General features: G+C 50.0%; 18 protein-coding genes and 1 other RNA gene. 12 read left to right on the top strand and 7 right to left on the bottom strand.

What is annotated here, in order from left to right; genetic code table 11:
- Positions 1-79: 79 nt before the first annotated feature.
- Positions 80-2,455, top strand: coding sequence for a glycoside hydrolase family 31 protein (locus ITJ88_RS08335; protein WP_195865320.1), 2,376 nt, complete (start codon positions 80-82; stop codon positions 2,453-2,455).
- 75 nt (positions 2,456-2,530) lie between these two features.
- On the opposite strand, the gene ITJ88_RS08330 is transcribed toward ITJ88_RS08335, so the two are convergent.
- The 3 genes from ITJ88_RS08330 to ITJ88_RS08320 all read right to left on the bottom strand — a co-directional run bounded on the left by ITJ88_RS08330 (position 2,531) and on the right by ITJ88_RS08320 (position 4,717).
- Positions 2,531-3,331 carry an SMI1/KNR4 family protein gene (locus ITJ88_RS08330; RefSeq protein ID WP_195865319.1) on the bottom strand — a complete coding sequence of 267 codons (801 nt, stop codon included), beginning with the start codon at positions 3,329-3,331 and terminating at the stop codon, positions 2,531-2,533.
- Between the two features lie 105 nt (positions 3,332-3,436).
- Positions 3,437-4,018, bottom strand: coding sequence for a DUF1643 domain-containing protein (locus ITJ88_RS08325; RefSeq protein WP_075642144.1), 582 nt, complete (start codon positions 4,016-4,018; stop codon positions 3,437-3,439).
- A 15-nt stretch (positions 4,019-4,033) separates the two neighbouring features.
- On the bottom strand, positions 4,034-4,717 hold the full coding sequence (locus tag ITJ88_RS08320; RefSeq protein WP_023467911.1) for a lytic transglycosylase domain-containing protein: 684 nt from the start codon (positions 4,715-4,717) through the stop codon (positions 4,034-4,036).
- A gap of 107 nt (positions 4,718-4,824) precedes the next feature.
- Here ITJ88_RS08320 and ITJ88_RS08315 point away from each other — a divergent pair, with 107 nt between their 5' ends.
- From ITJ88_RS08315 to ITJ88_RS08295, 5 genes are all read left to right on the top strand, one after another.
- Positions 4,825-5,499: a CPBP family intramembrane glutamic endopeptidase gene (locus ITJ88_RS08315; RefSeq protein WP_195865318.1), complete on the top strand. Its 675-nt coding sequence runs from the start codon at positions 4,825-4,827 to the stop codon at positions 5,497-5,499.
- Positions 5,500-5,634: 135 nt separating this feature from the next.
- Complete coding sequence (locus ITJ88_RS08310; protein WP_230088650.1) at positions 5,635-6,069, top strand: hypothetical protein; 435 nt, start codon at positions 5,635-5,637, stop codon at positions 6,067-6,069.
- A gap of 412 nt (positions 6,070-6,481) precedes the next feature.
- Entirely contained in the window at positions 6,482-7,162 is a 681-nt protein-coding gene (locus tag ITJ88_RS08305; RefSeq protein ID WP_195865317.1) for an ABC transporter ATP-binding protein, read from the top strand.
- On the top strand, positions 7,159-7,977 hold the full coding sequence (locus tag ITJ88_RS08300; protein WP_195865316.1) for a hypothetical protein: 819 nt from the start codon (positions 7,159-7,161) through the stop codon (positions 7,975-7,977). Before ITJ88_RS08305 ends, ITJ88_RS08300 begins: the two co-directional genes overlap by 4 nt.
- A gap of 12 nt (positions 7,978-7,989) precedes the next feature.
- Complete coding sequence (locus ITJ88_RS08295; protein ID WP_195865315.1) at positions 7,990-9,060, top strand: hypothetical protein; 1,071 nt, start codon at positions 7,990-7,992, stop codon at positions 9,058-9,060.
- Between the two features lie 97 nt (positions 9,061-9,157).
- Here ITJ88_RS08295 and ITJ88_RS08290 read toward each other — a convergent pair whose 3' ends face one another.
- The 3 genes from ITJ88_RS08290 to ITJ88_RS08280 all read right to left on the bottom strand — a co-directional run bounded on the left by ITJ88_RS08290 (position 9,158) and on the right by ITJ88_RS08280 (position 10,611).
- A complete protein-coding gene (locus ITJ88_RS08290) occupies positions 9,158-10,051 on the bottom strand; it encodes a hypothetical protein (protein ID WP_195865314.1) in 894 nt (297 codons plus the stop codon).
- 89 nt (positions 10,052-10,140) lie between these two features.
- A complete protein-coding gene (locus ITJ88_RS08285; RefSeq protein WP_029341392.1) occupies positions 10,141-10,347 on the bottom strand; it encodes a DUF2922 family protein in 207 nt (68 codons plus the stop codon).
- 36 nt (positions 10,348-10,383) lie between these two features.
- Entirely contained in the window at positions 10,384-10,611 is a 228-nt protein-coding gene (locus ITJ88_RS08280; protein ID WP_023467919.1) for a DUF1659 domain-containing protein, read from the bottom strand.
- A 68-nt stretch (positions 10,612-10,679) separates the two neighbouring features.
- Between ITJ88_RS08280 and ITJ88_RS08275 the strand changes: the two genes are divergently transcribed.
- From ITJ88_RS08275 to ITJ88_RS08260, 4 genes are all read left to right on the top strand, one after another.
- Complete coding sequence (locus ITJ88_RS08275; protein WP_230088647.1) at positions 10,680-11,675, top strand: potassium channel family protein; 996 nt, start codon at positions 10,680-10,682, stop codon at positions 11,673-11,675.
- A gap of 69 nt (positions 11,676-11,744) precedes the next feature.
- Positions 11,745-12,437: a hypothetical protein gene (locus tag ITJ88_RS08270; RefSeq protein ID WP_195865312.1), complete on the top strand. Its 693-nt coding sequence runs from the start codon at positions 11,745-11,747 to the stop codon at positions 12,435-12,437.
- A gap of 59 nt (positions 12,438-12,496) precedes the next feature.
- Positions 12,497-12,910 carry a hypothetical protein gene (locus tag ITJ88_RS08265; RefSeq protein ID WP_023467922.1) on the top strand — a complete coding sequence of 138 codons (414 nt, stop codon included), beginning with the start codon at positions 12,497-12,499 and terminating at the stop codon, positions 12,908-12,910.
- A gap of 49 nt (positions 12,911-12,959) precedes the next feature.
- The gene (locus tag ITJ88_RS08260) at positions 12,960-14,303 is read left to right on the top strand and encodes a S8 family peptidase (RefSeq protein WP_195865311.1); all 1,344 of its coding nucleotides are present in this window, start codon (positions 12,960-12,962) and stop codon (positions 14,301-14,303) included.
- 47 nt (positions 14,304-14,350) lie between these two features.
- Here ITJ88_RS08260 and ITJ88_RS08255 read toward each other — a convergent pair whose 3' ends face one another.
- Positions 14,351-14,794: a hypothetical protein gene (locus ITJ88_RS08255; RefSeq protein ID WP_041255063.1), complete on the bottom strand. Its 444-nt coding sequence runs from the start codon at positions 14,792-14,794 to the stop codon at positions 14,351-14,353.
- Positions 14,795-14,928: 134 nt separating this feature from the next.
- Here ITJ88_RS08255 and rnpB point away from each other — a divergent pair.
- An RNA gene (gene rnpB, locus ITJ88_RS08250) (RNase P RNA component class B) lies at positions 14,929-15,302 on the top strand.
- A gap of 111 nt (positions 15,303-15,413) precedes the next feature.
- Positions 15,414-16,559, top strand: a complete 1,146-nt coding sequence (locus ITJ88_RS08245) for a THUMP domain-containing class I SAM-dependent RNA methyltransferase (RefSeq protein WP_195865310.1) — start codon at positions 15,414-15,416, stop codon at positions 16,557-16,559.
- Positions 16,560-16,627: the final 68 nt, after the last annotated feature.

The raw sequence follows: 16,627 nt of genomic DNA, 5'->3' as shown, positions 1-16,627 counted from the left end.
TCTTATACACTAGATGTGTAATCGGTTGCACACTACTTAGCCTGGAAGGAAGTGAAAGGGGCGCAAGTCCCGAACCCGTATGCGAACAATTGATGAATCCCATTTCTACACGCGCGACATGAAACCACAAGCACGACCAGATGCCATCATCCAAGGAGATGTCTACCGTTTCACGGTTTTGACGAGTCGGATGATCCGACTTGAGTACGCGGCGGATGGACAGTTCGAGGATCGACCGACCCAAACGGTCTTTAATCGTGATTTTCCGGTACCTGCTTACCGCATCGTCGAAAACGAGGAAGAATTGCAAATCATCACCGAGCACGTCCATCTGCATTATACGAAGGGACCGTTCGCTGCGAACACACTCTATATCGATGTCTTAGGGAACTTCAGTACCTACTACAGCCGCTATACGTTCGGCGGACCGCTCCGGACCTTAAAAGGTACGGCGCGGACGCTTGACCATGCGGACGGCGTCATCCCACTTGAAGAAGGGATTCTCTCCCGGCAAGGTTACGCGGCGATCGACGACTCGAACGCCTTCGTCCTGACGGAAGACCACTTCGTCGAACCGCGACGCTCCGGGACGCATGACATCTATTACTTCGGATACGGTCACGACTACAAACAGGCACTGCGTGACTTCTACCACCTGACAGGACCGACGCCGATGTTACCACGTCAGGTACTCGGCAACTGGTGGAGTCGTTACTGGCGTTATAGTGAGAAGGAATACAAGGATTTGATGACACGCTTCAAGACGGAAGACATTCCGTTCTCGGTCAGTGTCATCGATATGGACTGGCACGTCACCGATATCCCGGAACGGTACGGAAGTGGCTGGACGGGCTACACGTGGAACCGTGATCTATTCCCGGATCCACGCGGATTCTTGCAATGGTTGAAGGACGACGACCGGATGGTCACGCTCAACTTGCACCCGGCGGACGGTGTGCGTGGATTTGAGGAAGCCTACGAGGCGATGGCAGTCGCGATGGGCGTCGATCCTGAATCGGATGTTCGGATCCCGTTTGATTTCTCGGACCGGACGTTCATCGAGAACTACTTCACGAAGCTGCATCATCCGCATGAGGCAGATGGCGTCGACTTCTGGTGGATCGATTGGCAACAGGGCGCGAACTCGAAGATGAAAGGGCTTGATCCGCTCTGGATGCTCAATCATTATCACGCGCTTGATATTGCTCGCGACGGTAATCGGCCGTTGATCTTCTCGCGTTACGCGGGACCCGGAAGTCATCGTTATCCGGTCGGTTTCTCAGGCGATACGATCATCTCGTGGGCATCGCTCCAATTCCAGCCGTACTTCACGGCGACAGCGTCGAACATCGGTTATGGATGGTGGAGTCATGACATCGGGGGACACCAACGCGGGGAGAAAGATGACGAGTTATCGACACGTTGGCTCCAGTATGGCGTCTTCAGTCCGATCATGCGTCTGCACAGTACGATGAGCATCTTCAACGGGAAAGAACCATGGCGTTATTCAACCGATGCGGCGAACGTCATGAAGAAATATCTGCAACTAAGGCACCAGCTCGTGCCGTACATCTATACGATGAATGCCCGCAATCATTTTGACGGCTTGCCACTCGTCTCACCGATGTATTATGAGCATCCGGAAGACGATCAGGCATACAACGTCCCGAACCAGTTCTACTTCGGAACAGAACTGATCATCGCGCCGATGGTCACACCAATGCACCGGAAACTGCACATGACGGCAACGACAACGTGGTTACCGGAAGGGGAATGGTTCGATTTCTTCAATGGGCACCGGTACCGTGGCGGCAAACAGATCCGTCTGTTCCGTTACCTCGAAGATCAAGGCGTCCTCGCAAAAGCCGGTGCGATCGTTCCACTTGGTCGTCATCTCGAACAGTCGAATGCCCTGCATAATCCAGACGATCTCGAAGTCGTCGTCTTCCCGGGAGCATCGAACCGCTTTACGTTGTTTGAAGACGATAGCACAGGTGTCGCGCACCGCGACGGTGTCAATGTCGAGACGACGTTTGCGCTCGACTGGGGCGCACGTGAGTTGACGATCGCGGCACCGACCGGACACCGTGACTTGTTACCTGAAAACCGCTCGATTACGTTGATCTTACGCGGAGTCCGTGAAGGATACGTGCAGCGCGACGGAGAGAGTGTCACCGGTGTCTATGATCATGCGACGCAGTCTCTTCGCGTCGAACTCGGTGAAGTGACCGATACGATCACATTGTCGCTCCAAGTCGAGATCTCGACGAACGAGAACAAGATGGACCGGTTGTATGCGTTCCTCGACCAAGCGGAGATCAGCTATGATTTAAAGGATCGTCTCTATCGTCTATTGTCACAAAAGCTCGACCCGGTCAACATGATGCACCAGTTGCAAGCACTCGAACTCGAGAAGGATCTCGTCGACTGTTTGCTTGAGTTGATGTTGTCTTAAACGATTGGATAGGCATGCGAAAAAGCCAGTATTCGTCATCCGTATGGACGAGGAATACTGGTTTTTTGATTGAGGTCAGAACTCTTCGTCTACCTCTTCATCCATCCAAGATAGTAAGTCTTCTGCATCGAGATCGTCACCTTTACTGAGGATCAAGGCTGTGACGTCATCTCGTTTCTGTTCTAATAACTCCGGGTTGTTTGTCAAGACTTCCATGAGGTAATACGCATACGAGTCGAGGAAATCAGGCTGATCGTTTCGTTCGATCAGTGTCATGAACGCTTCGATCAGTTCTTCCTGTTCTTCATCGAGAATCATCCAGTGGGAGTAGGCGAGGAGTTTTTCATTCTCGTCATCTCCACGGAGAATGTCCTTGATTTCAGGTAACGTCAGAAATACGACATCCGGCATGACGACTTCCGGAACATCGCTACTCAGCTTCGTTAACCATTCGTCATAGGTCGCCGCGACGAAATAGGTGGTCTCATCTGAAATATCGAGGCACCAGACAGTCGGCTCGGCGGCATCCGTGAAGTGGAAGTACCAAAAATAGCTACCTTCTCCTTCCGCGAACATCATGATGTTTCCCTCGACGTCCCATTCCCTGAGGATCGACAATTCGTCTAGATACCGTTCGAATGTCAATGACGACATGGAGCGGAGTGGGAGATGCAATCCAGTTTCTTCGTCCGACCATGTATTTTTGAACTCAACCATCACGGCCATGGCTTCCGGAACACCGCCGTTTTGTTCCCGGATTTGTTCGAGGTAACGGACGGGGAGTCGACCGTTGACGGCTTGCTCGATTCGTTGAATGTCTGTTTCTTTGACTGAAATCATCGTTTCTTCTTGTAACTCTTCATCCCAAAATGGCATCGTATGACCTTCCTTGCTATGTAGTATGTAGACCTTGATTATACGCGAAGCTGATGGAAAATGTTTCAAAAAAAGACCCTTTCCGTTATGGAAGGGTCTATTGTGTCATTTACGACGCAATTTTTTCGCTTTTTGTTTCATGTCGTTATACGTGATCATCGGGCTATCGTCCATCGTCAAGCGTAGATGGTTCGGTTCGCCTTTGTTCGTGATGCCGGAGCAATAGAGGATGTCGGCATACTGCTCAAACAGTTCCTCATATGCCGGCAGGTGGTGCATCAGGCGACCAGGCGATCCCCAGCCACAGAGGACGACGCCATTTTTTGCTTTGACTTCAGCAAGTGTCTTCGCGACGAATTCATAGTTCATCTCATCGAAGCTCGCTTGCGCGAACGGCAGATCCTCGCTGACGAGCAGGTCTGGCATCAAACTGATGATGTCATATTGTTTGACGGGGTCACTGACATACTTCTTCATCAAATTGTACGCACGTTGTGTCGTCGTTCCAGAGAGAAAGGCGTCCGTCGTCCGTGGTGTGTAGATTAAAGCGGCGACGTGCGTCCCTTCTGCGATGTCGTCAAAGATGTAGCTGCGTAAATAGCGTTTCGTCTTGTCTCGATCAAACGTCGTCTGGACGCGGATCGACGATTCCTCAATCAAGAGTTCGGAAGAATCGGCTGGTGTCATGGGTGGTGCCTCCTTTTAATTGGTCAAACGTGAGCTGATGCGAAGGAAGAATGCGAGTGTCTTCTTCTTGAGGTCGAGGTCGTTCGCATCGATCGCCTCGACGTGTTGCTGGTAACGATCATATTGGGCGAGCACGTCAGAAACATATTGTTCACTGCGATTGTATTCAAACAGTGCTGTCGCGAGCGTGTCTCGGTCTGATGTCTTCGTAACATCGTGTTGGTTCAGGTATTTCGCTGCCGTGTGGGCGCTGTCGACGAGACTCGTCGGATCGGCTTTCCCGTCGCCGTCCGCGTCCACTCCGAGACCACCATATTTCTCGATGGCTTCCGGATCCGTCACGTCGATGCCGTCATGCTCGATGTCACCGAGCGACGTGCCACCTTCGTATCCCCAACCGACCCATGTTTTCGGCATGAATTGGAACGGACCGATGGCGCCAACGGACGATTGCATCGCTGACGAGTTTGAGAAGATCGTCTCGACGCGATGGATGGAGGCGAGTAGCTTCCAGTCGATGCCGTAACGTGCCGCGGCTTGTTCGTAGATGTCGATGTTCTCGGCAGGTACGCCATGCTGTCCATAATACGTACGATACATTTCATTTTGAACACGTTCCCGATTTTGCCAGTAGATGAAGCTACTGACGATGAGGGCGAACAGTACGAACAAGATGCTGATTCGAAAAACTTTTCGCATATTGTTCTCTCCTCTATATAGGATTCCACTGAATGGTATCATATTTTAGTAGGGTCTAATAGCACTTTCTGTGACGGGAGTGTGGAATCAAAAAAGGAGTCGAAGTCATGTATCTCTTCGTAAATGGATTTTTACTCGGATTGCTCGTCGTCCTCTCAATCATCGCAGCGGTCCGACCGGTCGACTTAACGATCGTTCCCCGCAAGGAATTCTACCCCTCGATGGTCCAGTCGAGCGGTATCTTATGTCTGTTGCTCGTCGGTGGCACGTTGATTAGCGGTACACGGTTACCGGAAATCGGTTTGACGTTTTTTGTCCCAAGTGGTCCAGTCTGGTACGCGACGATCGGACTGATCGTCTTTCTCTGTATCGTCTTGCTTTTGACAGCGACCGTTCCAGCGTTTCGGAAACGTTTGTTGCCGCTCTATCAAAGTGAGGCGGAGAGACTGATTCTGCCGCGAACGAAAGAGGAGCGGACCGGGTTCCAAATGGTCGCGCTAATGGCAGGGGTGACGGAAGAGTTGATCTATCGCGGGTTTCTCTTCCATACGCTTGGATTATTTTTACCGTTCTCTGAAGTCAGCTTCGTCTGGATCGGTGCCATCCTGTTCGGGATTGCCCATCGTTATCAAGGGTGGTTCGCGATTCTCGTGACAGGACTGATCGGAGCGGGATTCGGCTACTTGTACTTAGCGCTCGAGACACTCTGGCCGCTGATCATCATCCATGTCTTGATTGATCTCGTTGCCGTCTACATCTACAAGGACGATGTTAATTCCTGACATCGTCAAAAAGCGTTGAATTTGGTAGACTGAATGTCAAGCGAAGTCATCGTTTAAATTGGTCAAGTTGACGGTTGCAGAACAGGTCAAATGACAGGTAAAATGAGAAGGTAAACGCTTACACATCAAAAGGAGATGGATGAAACCATGCGAACGATCACTTCCACTGGCGAGCGAAAGAAGACGAGTTGGACATTGAATATCGGCAATCAGCCACATTTAATGATGGATGGTGTGACAGAACAAACGCTTGATGCCGAACAACGTGTCATCTACGACGAATTTTTGATTCCGACGACGGACACTTTGATTCATCGGTTCAAAGCCCGCTTCCCGAACCATCTCTGCGAGAACGGGTATGATGTGTATGGCGCTGCCGCTTTTGACGAACAGGTCGTCGAACTGATCTCGAATTGGTTCATCGAGCTGGTCACCGTCTTAACAGCGATGCAGCGGACGAAAGGCATTCAGCATGTCCAGATTGAAGGCGGTGTCGCAAAACGTACCGACTTCTTACCGACCGTGCGTCGGACATGCCGGGCACTGGAGTCAACGATTGATATTTATTGAAACACCAGTCACGTGTTCAGAGGGGGCGTCCATTAGGGCGTCCTCTCTTTTTTGATCAACAAATCGAAAGAATCAGACGTCGTGAAGATAACGTGTACTTTTTTTGTTCATCTCGAATCGTTTTCCTGGGACAAGCATCGCGCCGCTTCACTTCGTTGCAGGGTCGCTCCTGCTTGTTTTTCCCTAGGAAGCGATTTCGAGTGAACAAAACGTCTCTCTTCTTTCATAAATTAAAAAGTAAAAACGAAGTCGAAATACTCGTGGAGTCGGACATGATTGTCCGGCTCTTTTTCATTTTCTGGATGATAGCAGGAAAAAACAGGTTGACGCTAGACTGTATGGCATGTACCATACAGTTAACAGATGTACTATTGTCTTAATACAATGGTAGGAATTGAGGAGGGGAATTCTAGTGCTTGAAGTGAAGGGGCTACAAAAGCGATACGGACGAAAAAAACAGGTCTTACGCGACGTGACGTTCTCTGTCGGTCTAAACGAAGTGACATGTCTGATTGGCTTGAACGGGGAAGGGAAGTCGACGATTTTAAAAGCAATTCTCGGTCTGATTCCGGTAGATGCCGGGACGGTGACGGTCGACGGTAAAGCGTCGCGCGACCAGATCGCGTTCGTGCCTGATCTCCAGACGATGCCGAGCTACATGACGATCGGACAAGCGCTCGCGTATATGGCGGATCATTATCCAGATTGGAATCAAGAGACAGCGGAACGGTTGCTGCAGACGTTCCAGCTGTTTACGACGGATAAAATGGCGAACTTATCAAAAGGGAACAAGGCGAAGTTCAATCTCGTCTTAGGATTCGCCCTCGATCGACCTTACATATTACTTGACGAACCGCTCGCGGGAATCGATCTCTTCATGAAAGAACAGATTGCCTGGATTTTCTCAAGTGAGTTCATGGAAGGACGGAGTATCCTGATGACGACTCATGAAATTGCCGAGGTCGAACAGGTGATTGACCGAGTGTTGTTCTTACGGGACGGGAAAATCGTCGAAGTCAAAGAGACGGATGAGTTACGCGGCCGTCATCATCAATCGGTCCAAGACCGGATGCGGGAGGTATATCAAGGATGAAACGCTGGTTGTTATTAACGAATGAAGAACTTAAACGAAGTACGAAATTACTGGTGTTGTTGATTTCAGGGTTGATCGTCGTGGAAATCGCGTCACTGCTCTATCAGATTTACGATTATCAAAGCACGATCGAGAAAACGATGCGTATCGAGCAGATATCAGAAATGGATGCGATCGCGCGAGCAGGTGGTGCGTTGACCTTCGCACAGGCAACGGATTTTTACGATTCAATCATTGTATTAGCAATGGGGATGATCGTCTTGTTCGCGTTCTGGATTTGGTATCGCGACTGGGTGGGCGAGACGAAGTACATCTACCGGCTACTATTGTTACCGGGGTCACGTCGGGCGATTATTGCATCGAAAATGACGGCGCTCTTACTTGTCGTGACTAGTTTGATCGGAATTCAGTGGGGGCTGTTGTTGCTTAGTCGTAATCTCTACTTATGGTTGTTACCAGATGCTCAACAGGTCACAGCCAGCATCAATGAATACTCCATCTATATGAAGTTGTTCTATACGATGTATCCGAGTGATATTTTATTCATCTTACTGATGACATTCATCGTCATCTCGTTCGTCTTCATGACAGTATTACTTGAACGATCGTTCCGAAAGGGAAAAGCGTTCTTGCTCGTCGGATTACATGGGATTGCGTTGATTGGCGGTTATATCATTTTGGGCTTAGCATTGTCAGCTATTTCGAACGATTTGAGTCAACTGCACATGCAATTTTATCTCGGGTACATCGTGCTCTTAACGTTATATGTGTCGTACAAAAATCTGCGGTTAGTCCAGACGCGTCTATCCGTCTAAAGGAGAAATCTCATGAAACGATATCGTCAACTTCTGATCTATGGAGTGATCATTCTCATAACAATCGGAAGCTACATCGGCTACACGCTGTCGATCAAAGGAGCAGACTTTTCGCTCGAGACCGTCAGTGGAAAACCTTCGCAAATCGAAAATTTTAATTTACGTCTTCAGACGAAAGGCATGCGTTCGACGATTTATGATGTCAACGCTAAGGGAGACATCGAAAAACAGTCAAATTCTTACGTCGGACAACTATTCCGTGAAGATAGCATGACGGATTTGCCAGATGAATATTACGAATTTACGACGCAAATGGAAACGAACGCTAGCAGTGATGGACAATCAGAGTATGCGATTCAGATCAAACACAATAAACTGCAATTTAAGATGTTTACGTTTAAGACGGAGGAGATGTTCGAGAAAACATTTCAGTATGATACAAAACTTGAGACGGGGATGGACATACAAGCCAGTGTTGTCGATAAACAGGCGATGAAGGTCTACATCCAACTCGATCGAGTCGATCAGCCAAGGGAAACAAAACTGCTTGTGCTCGATTTAACAGGCGACCGGGTTGAAGAGATCGTTCTTCAAAAGCCAGTGGCGCCTAAACACGCTCGTCAATTTTTAGCGATTCATCAAAATGAGGTGGTCTACACGGAACAACCGTCTGACAGCGATGAGGAGAACACTAAACTATCTTATTTCCTCGATGACGGCAAAAGCGTTCGTTCCATCAAGGAGTTGAATCAGCAGCAAATCGGTTATACGCCCTATGCGAACGGTCGTTATCTCATCGGCTTCCGCCTGCCGGAAGGGGAGACGAAACGAATCGAATGGTCGATGTTCGACTTGGAAACGAAACGATTATCCGAGCATAGCGTAAGCAGTCCGTTCGTTTTGAAAAAAATTGATTGGTTGGATTCGAAGGACGAGACGCAGCTTTATCTCTCTTCCGAGACAAACGATGGATTCCAAGTGTCAGTGATCGATCTGAAGAATGAGCAACTGATGTATCAAGGAGAAATCAAAGATGCGAATCGTAAAAAAGGAACGCGTATCTATGATTTTGCGGTTCAATGATCCACGAAAAAACGCTTCGTCCCGGAAAAACTTATCCGGTCCGAAGCGTTCTTTTTTTCGTTTTGACTAGGAATCGACGAGTTCTAAGGCGAAAGCATCAAGACGTGAAGTTTTTCTCTGCTGCTTTACAGGCACGCAATAAGGCATCCTTGAAAAAACGATCTTCCTGCGAAGCGAGTTGTTGTGTTGCTTCCTCGTCCCCGCGCAGGGAGCGGGCGAGCATCTGGATGACCTTGACCCATCGCCGGACGTGATCGAGTTGCGGGCGCCCCATCGCGACGTATACCGTGAACCAATCGTTCTGATCGCGGCGGATCATCCGTTGAAACAGTGATTTTGCGAGATCGACTTCTTCGGTCGTCGGGAGCTTGTTCGTCTCGAAATAGCGACGTAACGCGGCGACGGCAGTCGCATACGCTGCCTTGACGTCTTCTGACGGCTGATGTTTGCCGTAGTCGGATGTCGACAAATGAAGTAAGGCGGGTTTTTTCTCGACACCCGTGATCCAGGCGGAGATCGTCTTATTGCCTTTATAGGCTTGACGGTTCGCGACCGGAAGCTTCGCCGTGACGTTACCGACTTTTCCGATCAAGGTCACTTTGTTGTTGCGATCCTGGATTTCGGTCACTTTCATCTCGACCGTATCCCCCATTTCATGAGGAATGGCTTTCGGCTGGAGCTTTTCTCCTGCCGAGAGCGGCGAACGCTTGCGGATCATCCGCAGTGCCTCTTGTTCAATCCGGTCGTCAAGCGACCACAGATGTTCCGGTGGGACGTTGCGGAACCGGCGACGTCGGACCTTGATGTACTGGTCAAGCGCGTCAGCAGCTTGCTCCCGCGTCGATTCACCACGTGCGACGGGGCCGATGATGTCTCGGAGCGTAATGGATTCGAGACGTTCCATGATGCCTTCGAACGGGATGAGTTCCATTACGTAGAGACTACAGACGACGAGTTCGCATTCGCGAGGAGTGAGTGGGCGTTTGGCCATAAATTGACTTCCTTTCAGCTGGTTGATGTTTCTAGTATACCAAAAAAAAGCCATCGTCACGTAATCCCGTGACGATGGACTGAAAAAGCTTACAAGACGAATGCCGATTCCGAACTGTTTTGCAATTCGGCGGACGCGAGACGTGTGACACCGTTCATGAACGGGTCATGGGCGACGAACAAGTCACCGATTGCTTTAATCTCAGCCACGGTCGCATTCTCCTTCGCACCAGCGATACGTAAGCGATACGGTTTTTTCGTCACCGTATCGAACGTCAGGACGATCGTATGTTCCATCAATGGTCACTCCTTTCATGAAATGTAGAGGATGGGTTATGCCTTCAGTAAAGCGTAGTCACGGCTGATTTCCGTCAGCGCGTAGCGTCCGTCGAGTAAGCTGCCAATCGATTGCCCGATCGAAGCGACGACGTCTGCTGGAAGATTCGAACGTAAGCCGTTGTAGCGGCGGCGTGCGACGACGGCATCACCGTTTGCTGTCACTTTGTCTTTTCGCTCGAAGACGATGACGAGACTCGTCTTGATCTCTTCTGCTTGTGTCATGTGTATCACCTCCTTCGCCCTTATTGACAGGGGAAGAGACCGGATTGTTCGAAAGGAATGAAAAAAACATGGTCTGGTTACGTTTTTTACGAAAGGTGTCGTTTCTACGGATGCGGACGCTCGGGTATGCGTCGTTGATCTTCGTCTTCGGTGTCGCAGGCATCATGTATGCGCTGGAGCCGGCGACGTTCGGATCCTACTTCCGTGCTGTCTACTGGACGATGACGACCGTCGTCACGGTCGGATACGGCGACTTCTTCCCGAACTCGGATACCGGTCGGATTCTGACGATCTTCGTCTTCATCTTCGGAATCGGGATCGTCGGTGGATTGATCTCAAAACTGGTCGACGGTGTCCAGTTGATTCGTAATCAAAAGGAAAGAGGGTTGTTACAAGTGAAAGAAACAGGGCATACGGTCGTCTTCGGATACAGTCGGCGCTCGAAGCACGTCATCGAGTCATTGCTCGAACATACGGATGTCGTCCTCGTCGACGATCTGGAGAAAGAGCCGTTCAGTCATCCCCGGTTCCATTACGTCTGTGGTGATCCGGCGCTGACGTCAACGCTCGAGCGGGCACACATCGAAAAGGCGGTCCGGGCGATCGTTCTCGCCGATCATTCGATTCCGCCGGTCCACGCTGACGGTCGTACGTTGTTGATCGCCTCAAGCATCGAACGGGCGAATCCGAATATCTATACGATCGTTGAGATGATGCTTGAAGAACATCTCGACAGCTTTGAACAGGTCAAGGTCGATGAAGTGTTGCTTGGTGACGAGACGATTGCCCGGATGGCGATCCTCGCGTCCCATCATCCCGGTGTGACGAAGGTCGTGACGAATCTGTTGACGAAAGACGGTGAAGGGATGTTCTCGATTCCGACGCGACCGGAATGGGCGACGTACCGCGATGCGTTTCACGCTTTGCTGGAAGAAGGAGTGACGATTCTATCCGACGGGAAGCGGCTTGATTTGAACCAACGTCTCGACGAACCGATTCCGAAAAACGGTACGCTGATCGTCTTATGTTCGGAGGAAACCGCCCAACGAATCGGAGCAATTTAAGGTAGGCATGATTCAACTAATCTTTTTTCGGGTATAGTAAACAAATTTACTAGACGGAGGAAAAGGATTATGACACAACCACAACCAGAATGGATCCAAGAATTATTTGAGACGGTCGATCAAGGCGAAATTAAAAATGCACCGAAATTACTCTATATGGCATTGACGCTTGAACCAAGTTATTTTACAAAAGCAGTTAGTCGCTTTAATCAACGATTGGAAGTCGAACCATTAACGGACGTTTCGGAACTACTGACGGTCTACCGTCAATTCTTCCTCTCAGCTAATCCGTCAGAGGAATACTGGTCACTTGCCTGGAACGAACTCATCCAGACCCTACAACATATGATTGATCGACCAGAAACACAGCAATTACTTAAGGAACATGTCGATTTACTCGACTGGTGGTCAAGCGAATCGTTGCTGTCACTCCCGAGTTGGTTAACGATTCTCGACGTTGCAGAACGCATCGACGCGCTTGATCAATTTAGCAGTTATCTTCCAGATATCTTTGAGAGCTACGCACTTGAGACAGCAAAGGATGAACCGTTCGCCCGTCTTGCCTGGTACGCGCTCGCAAGCAATCAACAAGAGTTGCTTGCCCCGTACAGAGACCGGATTGAAGCCGGTTCATCGAAGGAAATCCAGTCTCTTCGTCAAGCGGATCTCGTTGATCAAATTGAAACGACACGGGTCGTTATGTTAAAGTCGAAAGATAACGAGCCGATTGAATTAACATTTGATCGAAAATGGACATTATAAATTATCGAAGAAAAAATGACACCTAGAAGCCGCACGAATCCAATCCAAGGGGTGTAGGGATGATTCACGTCAATTTACCGAGTGGTGACTATGTCGTGTTAGTAGAAATAAATCGTGAAGTGCTGCTGTGTCATTCGATTGAAGAAGCGGAACAAGCACAACGCGACCGGTATGAACTGGTCGGACGGATGAGCGAACGCTTGCCGGCAGAAGTGATTGGACCCTCGATTGCGGACTTCGTCCGCTTTTCGACCGGGTTCATCGGCGAAGAAGTAACGTGGCATGAAGAAGAGGAAGCATTCTTTTGCCAACAGTTCGAGACGTTCGATGGTTCCCCGTTAGGTGAAGACCTGACGGGTATCGATGCAACGCGTTGGCGTGCGGTCCTTGCACGCTATTATGCTTACGTGACGATCGGAAAGATCATTCCTTTTGAAGTCAGCGAAGAACCGGACGGTACGGTTCCGCTTTAGTCCAGACGATTCTTCGGTCGGCGCGTAAACAGAGAAGGGCAGGGTACCCATGAAAAAGCAACTTGCACTACTCACGCTAGCGACAATCGTCGCCATGCCAACGTCTGCTTTCGCGCAGTCTCAATATGTACAATACGATCCAACCTTTACAGAACAACAAAAACAAGAATGGTTGGCGAATCAGGGGCTGACCGAAATTCGTGCCCTGAAACAAAAAGGATTTTCTCTCGTCGAGCCACTGGCACATCTCGGGGAAGAGGATATCGACGCCGATTTGATTCCGATCACGGACGTCAAAAAAGCGACGGATTCTGCCCAGTTCCAGCAAACGTACCTCGATCAGTCACGAATTCCGACTTACTGGAAGTACAGCCGCGGGAAATCGGATGTTCGTGTTGCAATCATCGATGACGCGATCGATACGAAACATCGTGAGTTCAAGGATGTCATCTATAAAACGACGACGATTTCCGGGATTCGAAAACCAGATGATCACGGGACACATGTCGCAGGGATTGTCGGGGCGCGTGAAGACGGTCAAGGAATCGTCGGTGTCGCTTCGGGTGTCAAACTGATCGGGGCGGACGTCTTTGACGGAGAATATGCCGGGTCGATCGATATCGGCGACGGAATTTTGTATGCCATCGAGCAAGGGGCAGATGTCATCAATCTGTCGCTCGGACAATATGAATACGATCCATATATGGAGTCCGCGATCAAAAAAGCAGAAGCGAAAAACATCCTCGTCGTCGGTGCAGCCGGAAACGACGGGAAGGGGAAAGTTCTTTTCCCAGGCTCAATGAGTCAAGTCGTTGCTGTCGGATCAGTCGGGACGCTCGGTCGTGCCTCGACGTTCTCGAACTACGGCAAAGGACTCAACATCATGGCGCCGGGTGAAGGGGTTTACTCGACGATCGTCGGGAATAAATACGGCTACTTGGACGGAACGTCGATGGCGACACCAGTCGTCAGCGGTGTACTGGCACTCGCAAAATCGAAGAATCCGTTCGTCTCGAACACGACGATGCGCAGTAAGTTATATGCGGCAGCGACGAAAAAATCAGGCGATACGAAGTCGCATTACGGGACGGGTCGCTTGAACGCCGGAATCTTGGCGACGTTACCAGCACCGATCTCGAAGATCTCGTTGCCGTCAACGGTCAAGCCGAACCAACTGTTTTCATTCTATTTCGATGAGTACGCGAGTGCGAAGACGACGACACGTCTCTATAAGGACGGGAAGGTCGTCAAGACGTTCACGCAATCGAATTTAACGAACGGGACGCATAAGTTTACGTATAAGTTGAAAGAGAAGGGGGCTTACAAGCTCGTCTTTACGACGACAGGCGGACGCCATACGCGGACCGTCGAACGACTCCTGACAGTGAAATAAAAAAAGCGCCTCCCACCGAGTGAGAAGCGCCGTACGAGACCTGAAGGTTACTTCGGGTCTTTTCCTTTTTTATAGACGGGCGTCGGAGGCGTCAATGCCTCTCCAGTCCACGTGATCATCGCTTCCATCTTGTATCCTGTGTCATCCTCATGGACGAACGACAGGCGACTGGAATCGATCAATTGGTATAAACCATAAGCGACCTGGTCGGCCCAAGAGCGTAACGTCATCGCATTATCATACAACGGGATTTGCTCAGGGAAACGTTCATTCATAAGCAAGATATCGTGTTGATCGAAATGATAGCTACGTTTTGAGAGTGCATCGGGCGCCTTGACGTTGAACGGCTCGAACGCGTGGATGAGCTCTCCTTGACGATAGAAGGCGAAGATGCCGTTTCGCAGATGAAGTGCCTTGATCTCATCGATCTCGATCAGGAATGTCAACTTGCGAACCGTTCGCCGGTTCGTACCAGAGCGTCGTTTTTTCATGCTACATGCCCCCTTCTGAACTCTTGTACTATACCGTGAAATGAGGCAGGGACGCAACTTTTTCGTTTATAAAACGAGAATTGCCTCTTGCAGGAAAGCGGCATCTACGCTACACTCATAAGCAGTGACTATGTTGGTTCGGACAATCGCGGGGCATTTCGGTGCTTTGAGGAAAGTCCATGCTCGCACAGCCTGCGATGGCTGTAGTGATCGTGCTACACAAAAAGATAAGTGTAGGCAGCGTCAAGCTGACGGCAGAAGGAACGCCTAAGTCTTCGGATATGGCCGAAACTTCTTGAAGGTGCCACAGTGACGGAGCTTCATGGGAAACCATGAAGGTGGAACGAGGTAAACCCCACGAGCGAGAAACCCAAATTTGGTAGGGGAATTTCCGGAGCGGAACTGAACGCGAAGGAGAGCGTATGCAAATACGGAGATAGATGATTGTCGCCTGCGTGTGAGGGTCAAACCGTTTGGAACACTAAGGAACAGAACATGGCTTACAGGACCACATAGGCTGTTATTTTTAAGTTGAACGAGAGTCCAGGTCCACCCTGGGCTCTTTTTTTATTGCAATGAAACGATTCAGTGGAAGAAACGATAAAGGAGTGAACGCGATATGGCAAAACGCTTAGTCATCGCGACAGCGGCGATGGGAATCGAAGCGCTCGTCGCAAAAGAAGTCCGTGCGTTAGGATACGAATGTACGGTCGAGGACGGAAAGGTCTACATCGATTGTGAGATGGAGGACATTCCCCGTTTGAACATGTGGCTCCGGACAGCGGACCGGATCAAACTGGTCGTCGCTGAGTTCCGCGCGACGACGTTCGAAAAATTGTTCGATCAAGTCAAAGCACTGCCGTGGCACGAATTGATGCCATGGGATGCAAACTTCATCGTCAACGGTCGTTCGGTCAAGTCGAAGCTGTTCTCGATCCGTGACTGCCAGAAGATCACCGAGAAAGCGATCGTCTCGCACATGCAAGAACAGTACAACAAAGGAACGGAATGGTTGCCGAAGACAGGCGCGAGCTATCCGGTCGAAGTTGCTTTGTTAAAAGACATCGCGACATTGACGATCGATACATCAGGCGACGCATTGCACAAACGTGGCTACCGTGAATTCCACTCGGCCGCTCCACTCAAAGAGACGATGGCAGCAGCGATGCTGATGCTGACGAACTGGAAGCCGGACATGCCGCTCTACGACGTCTTCACCGGTTCAGGTACGCTTGCGATCGAAGCAGCGATGATCGGGCGTAATATCGCACCAGGGATCAACCGCGAGTTCGTCTCACAGGAATGGAAATGCATTCCGAAGAAGGCATGGTTCGATGCGATCAACGAAGCGAACGACAAAGCCGAGTGGGACAAACCATTGAAGATCTACGCAAGCGATGTCGATCCAGAGATGGTCAAGCTCGCGAAAACGAACGCAGAACTCGCAGACGTCCGCGATGCGATCAACGTCATGCAACGCGACGCAGCAGACTTCAAACCGAAGGAAGATTTCGGTGTCATCATCGGGAACCCGCCGTATGGGGAGCGTCTCGAGGACGCACGTGAAGTTCATCAGCTGTACCGCAAGATCGGAACAGCGTATAAAGAATTCCCATACTACAGTGTCTACATGATTACATCGTATGTCGAGTTCGAAAAAGCGTATGGTCGACCAGCGACGAAGCGCCGAAAGCTGTATAACGGGAATATCGAAGTTCAATTCTATCAGTACTATGGTTTGCGTCGGAAAAGACCGCAGGCTTAAGCGATTTGTGAGAGGTGAGTGGGCGTCAGTTCCCACTCACTTCCCACTTTTTTATTTTTTCGCCAAGA

This window comes from Exiguobacterium abrahamii (assembly GCF_015645365.1).
Taxonomy (GTDB): Bacteria; Bacillota; Bacilli; order Exiguobacteriales; family Exiguobacteriaceae; genus Exiguobacterium_A; species Exiguobacterium_A abrahamii.
The sequence above is the reverse complement of the archived record's forward strand: the minus strand, read 5'-3'. Positions and strand labels throughout refer to the sequence as shown.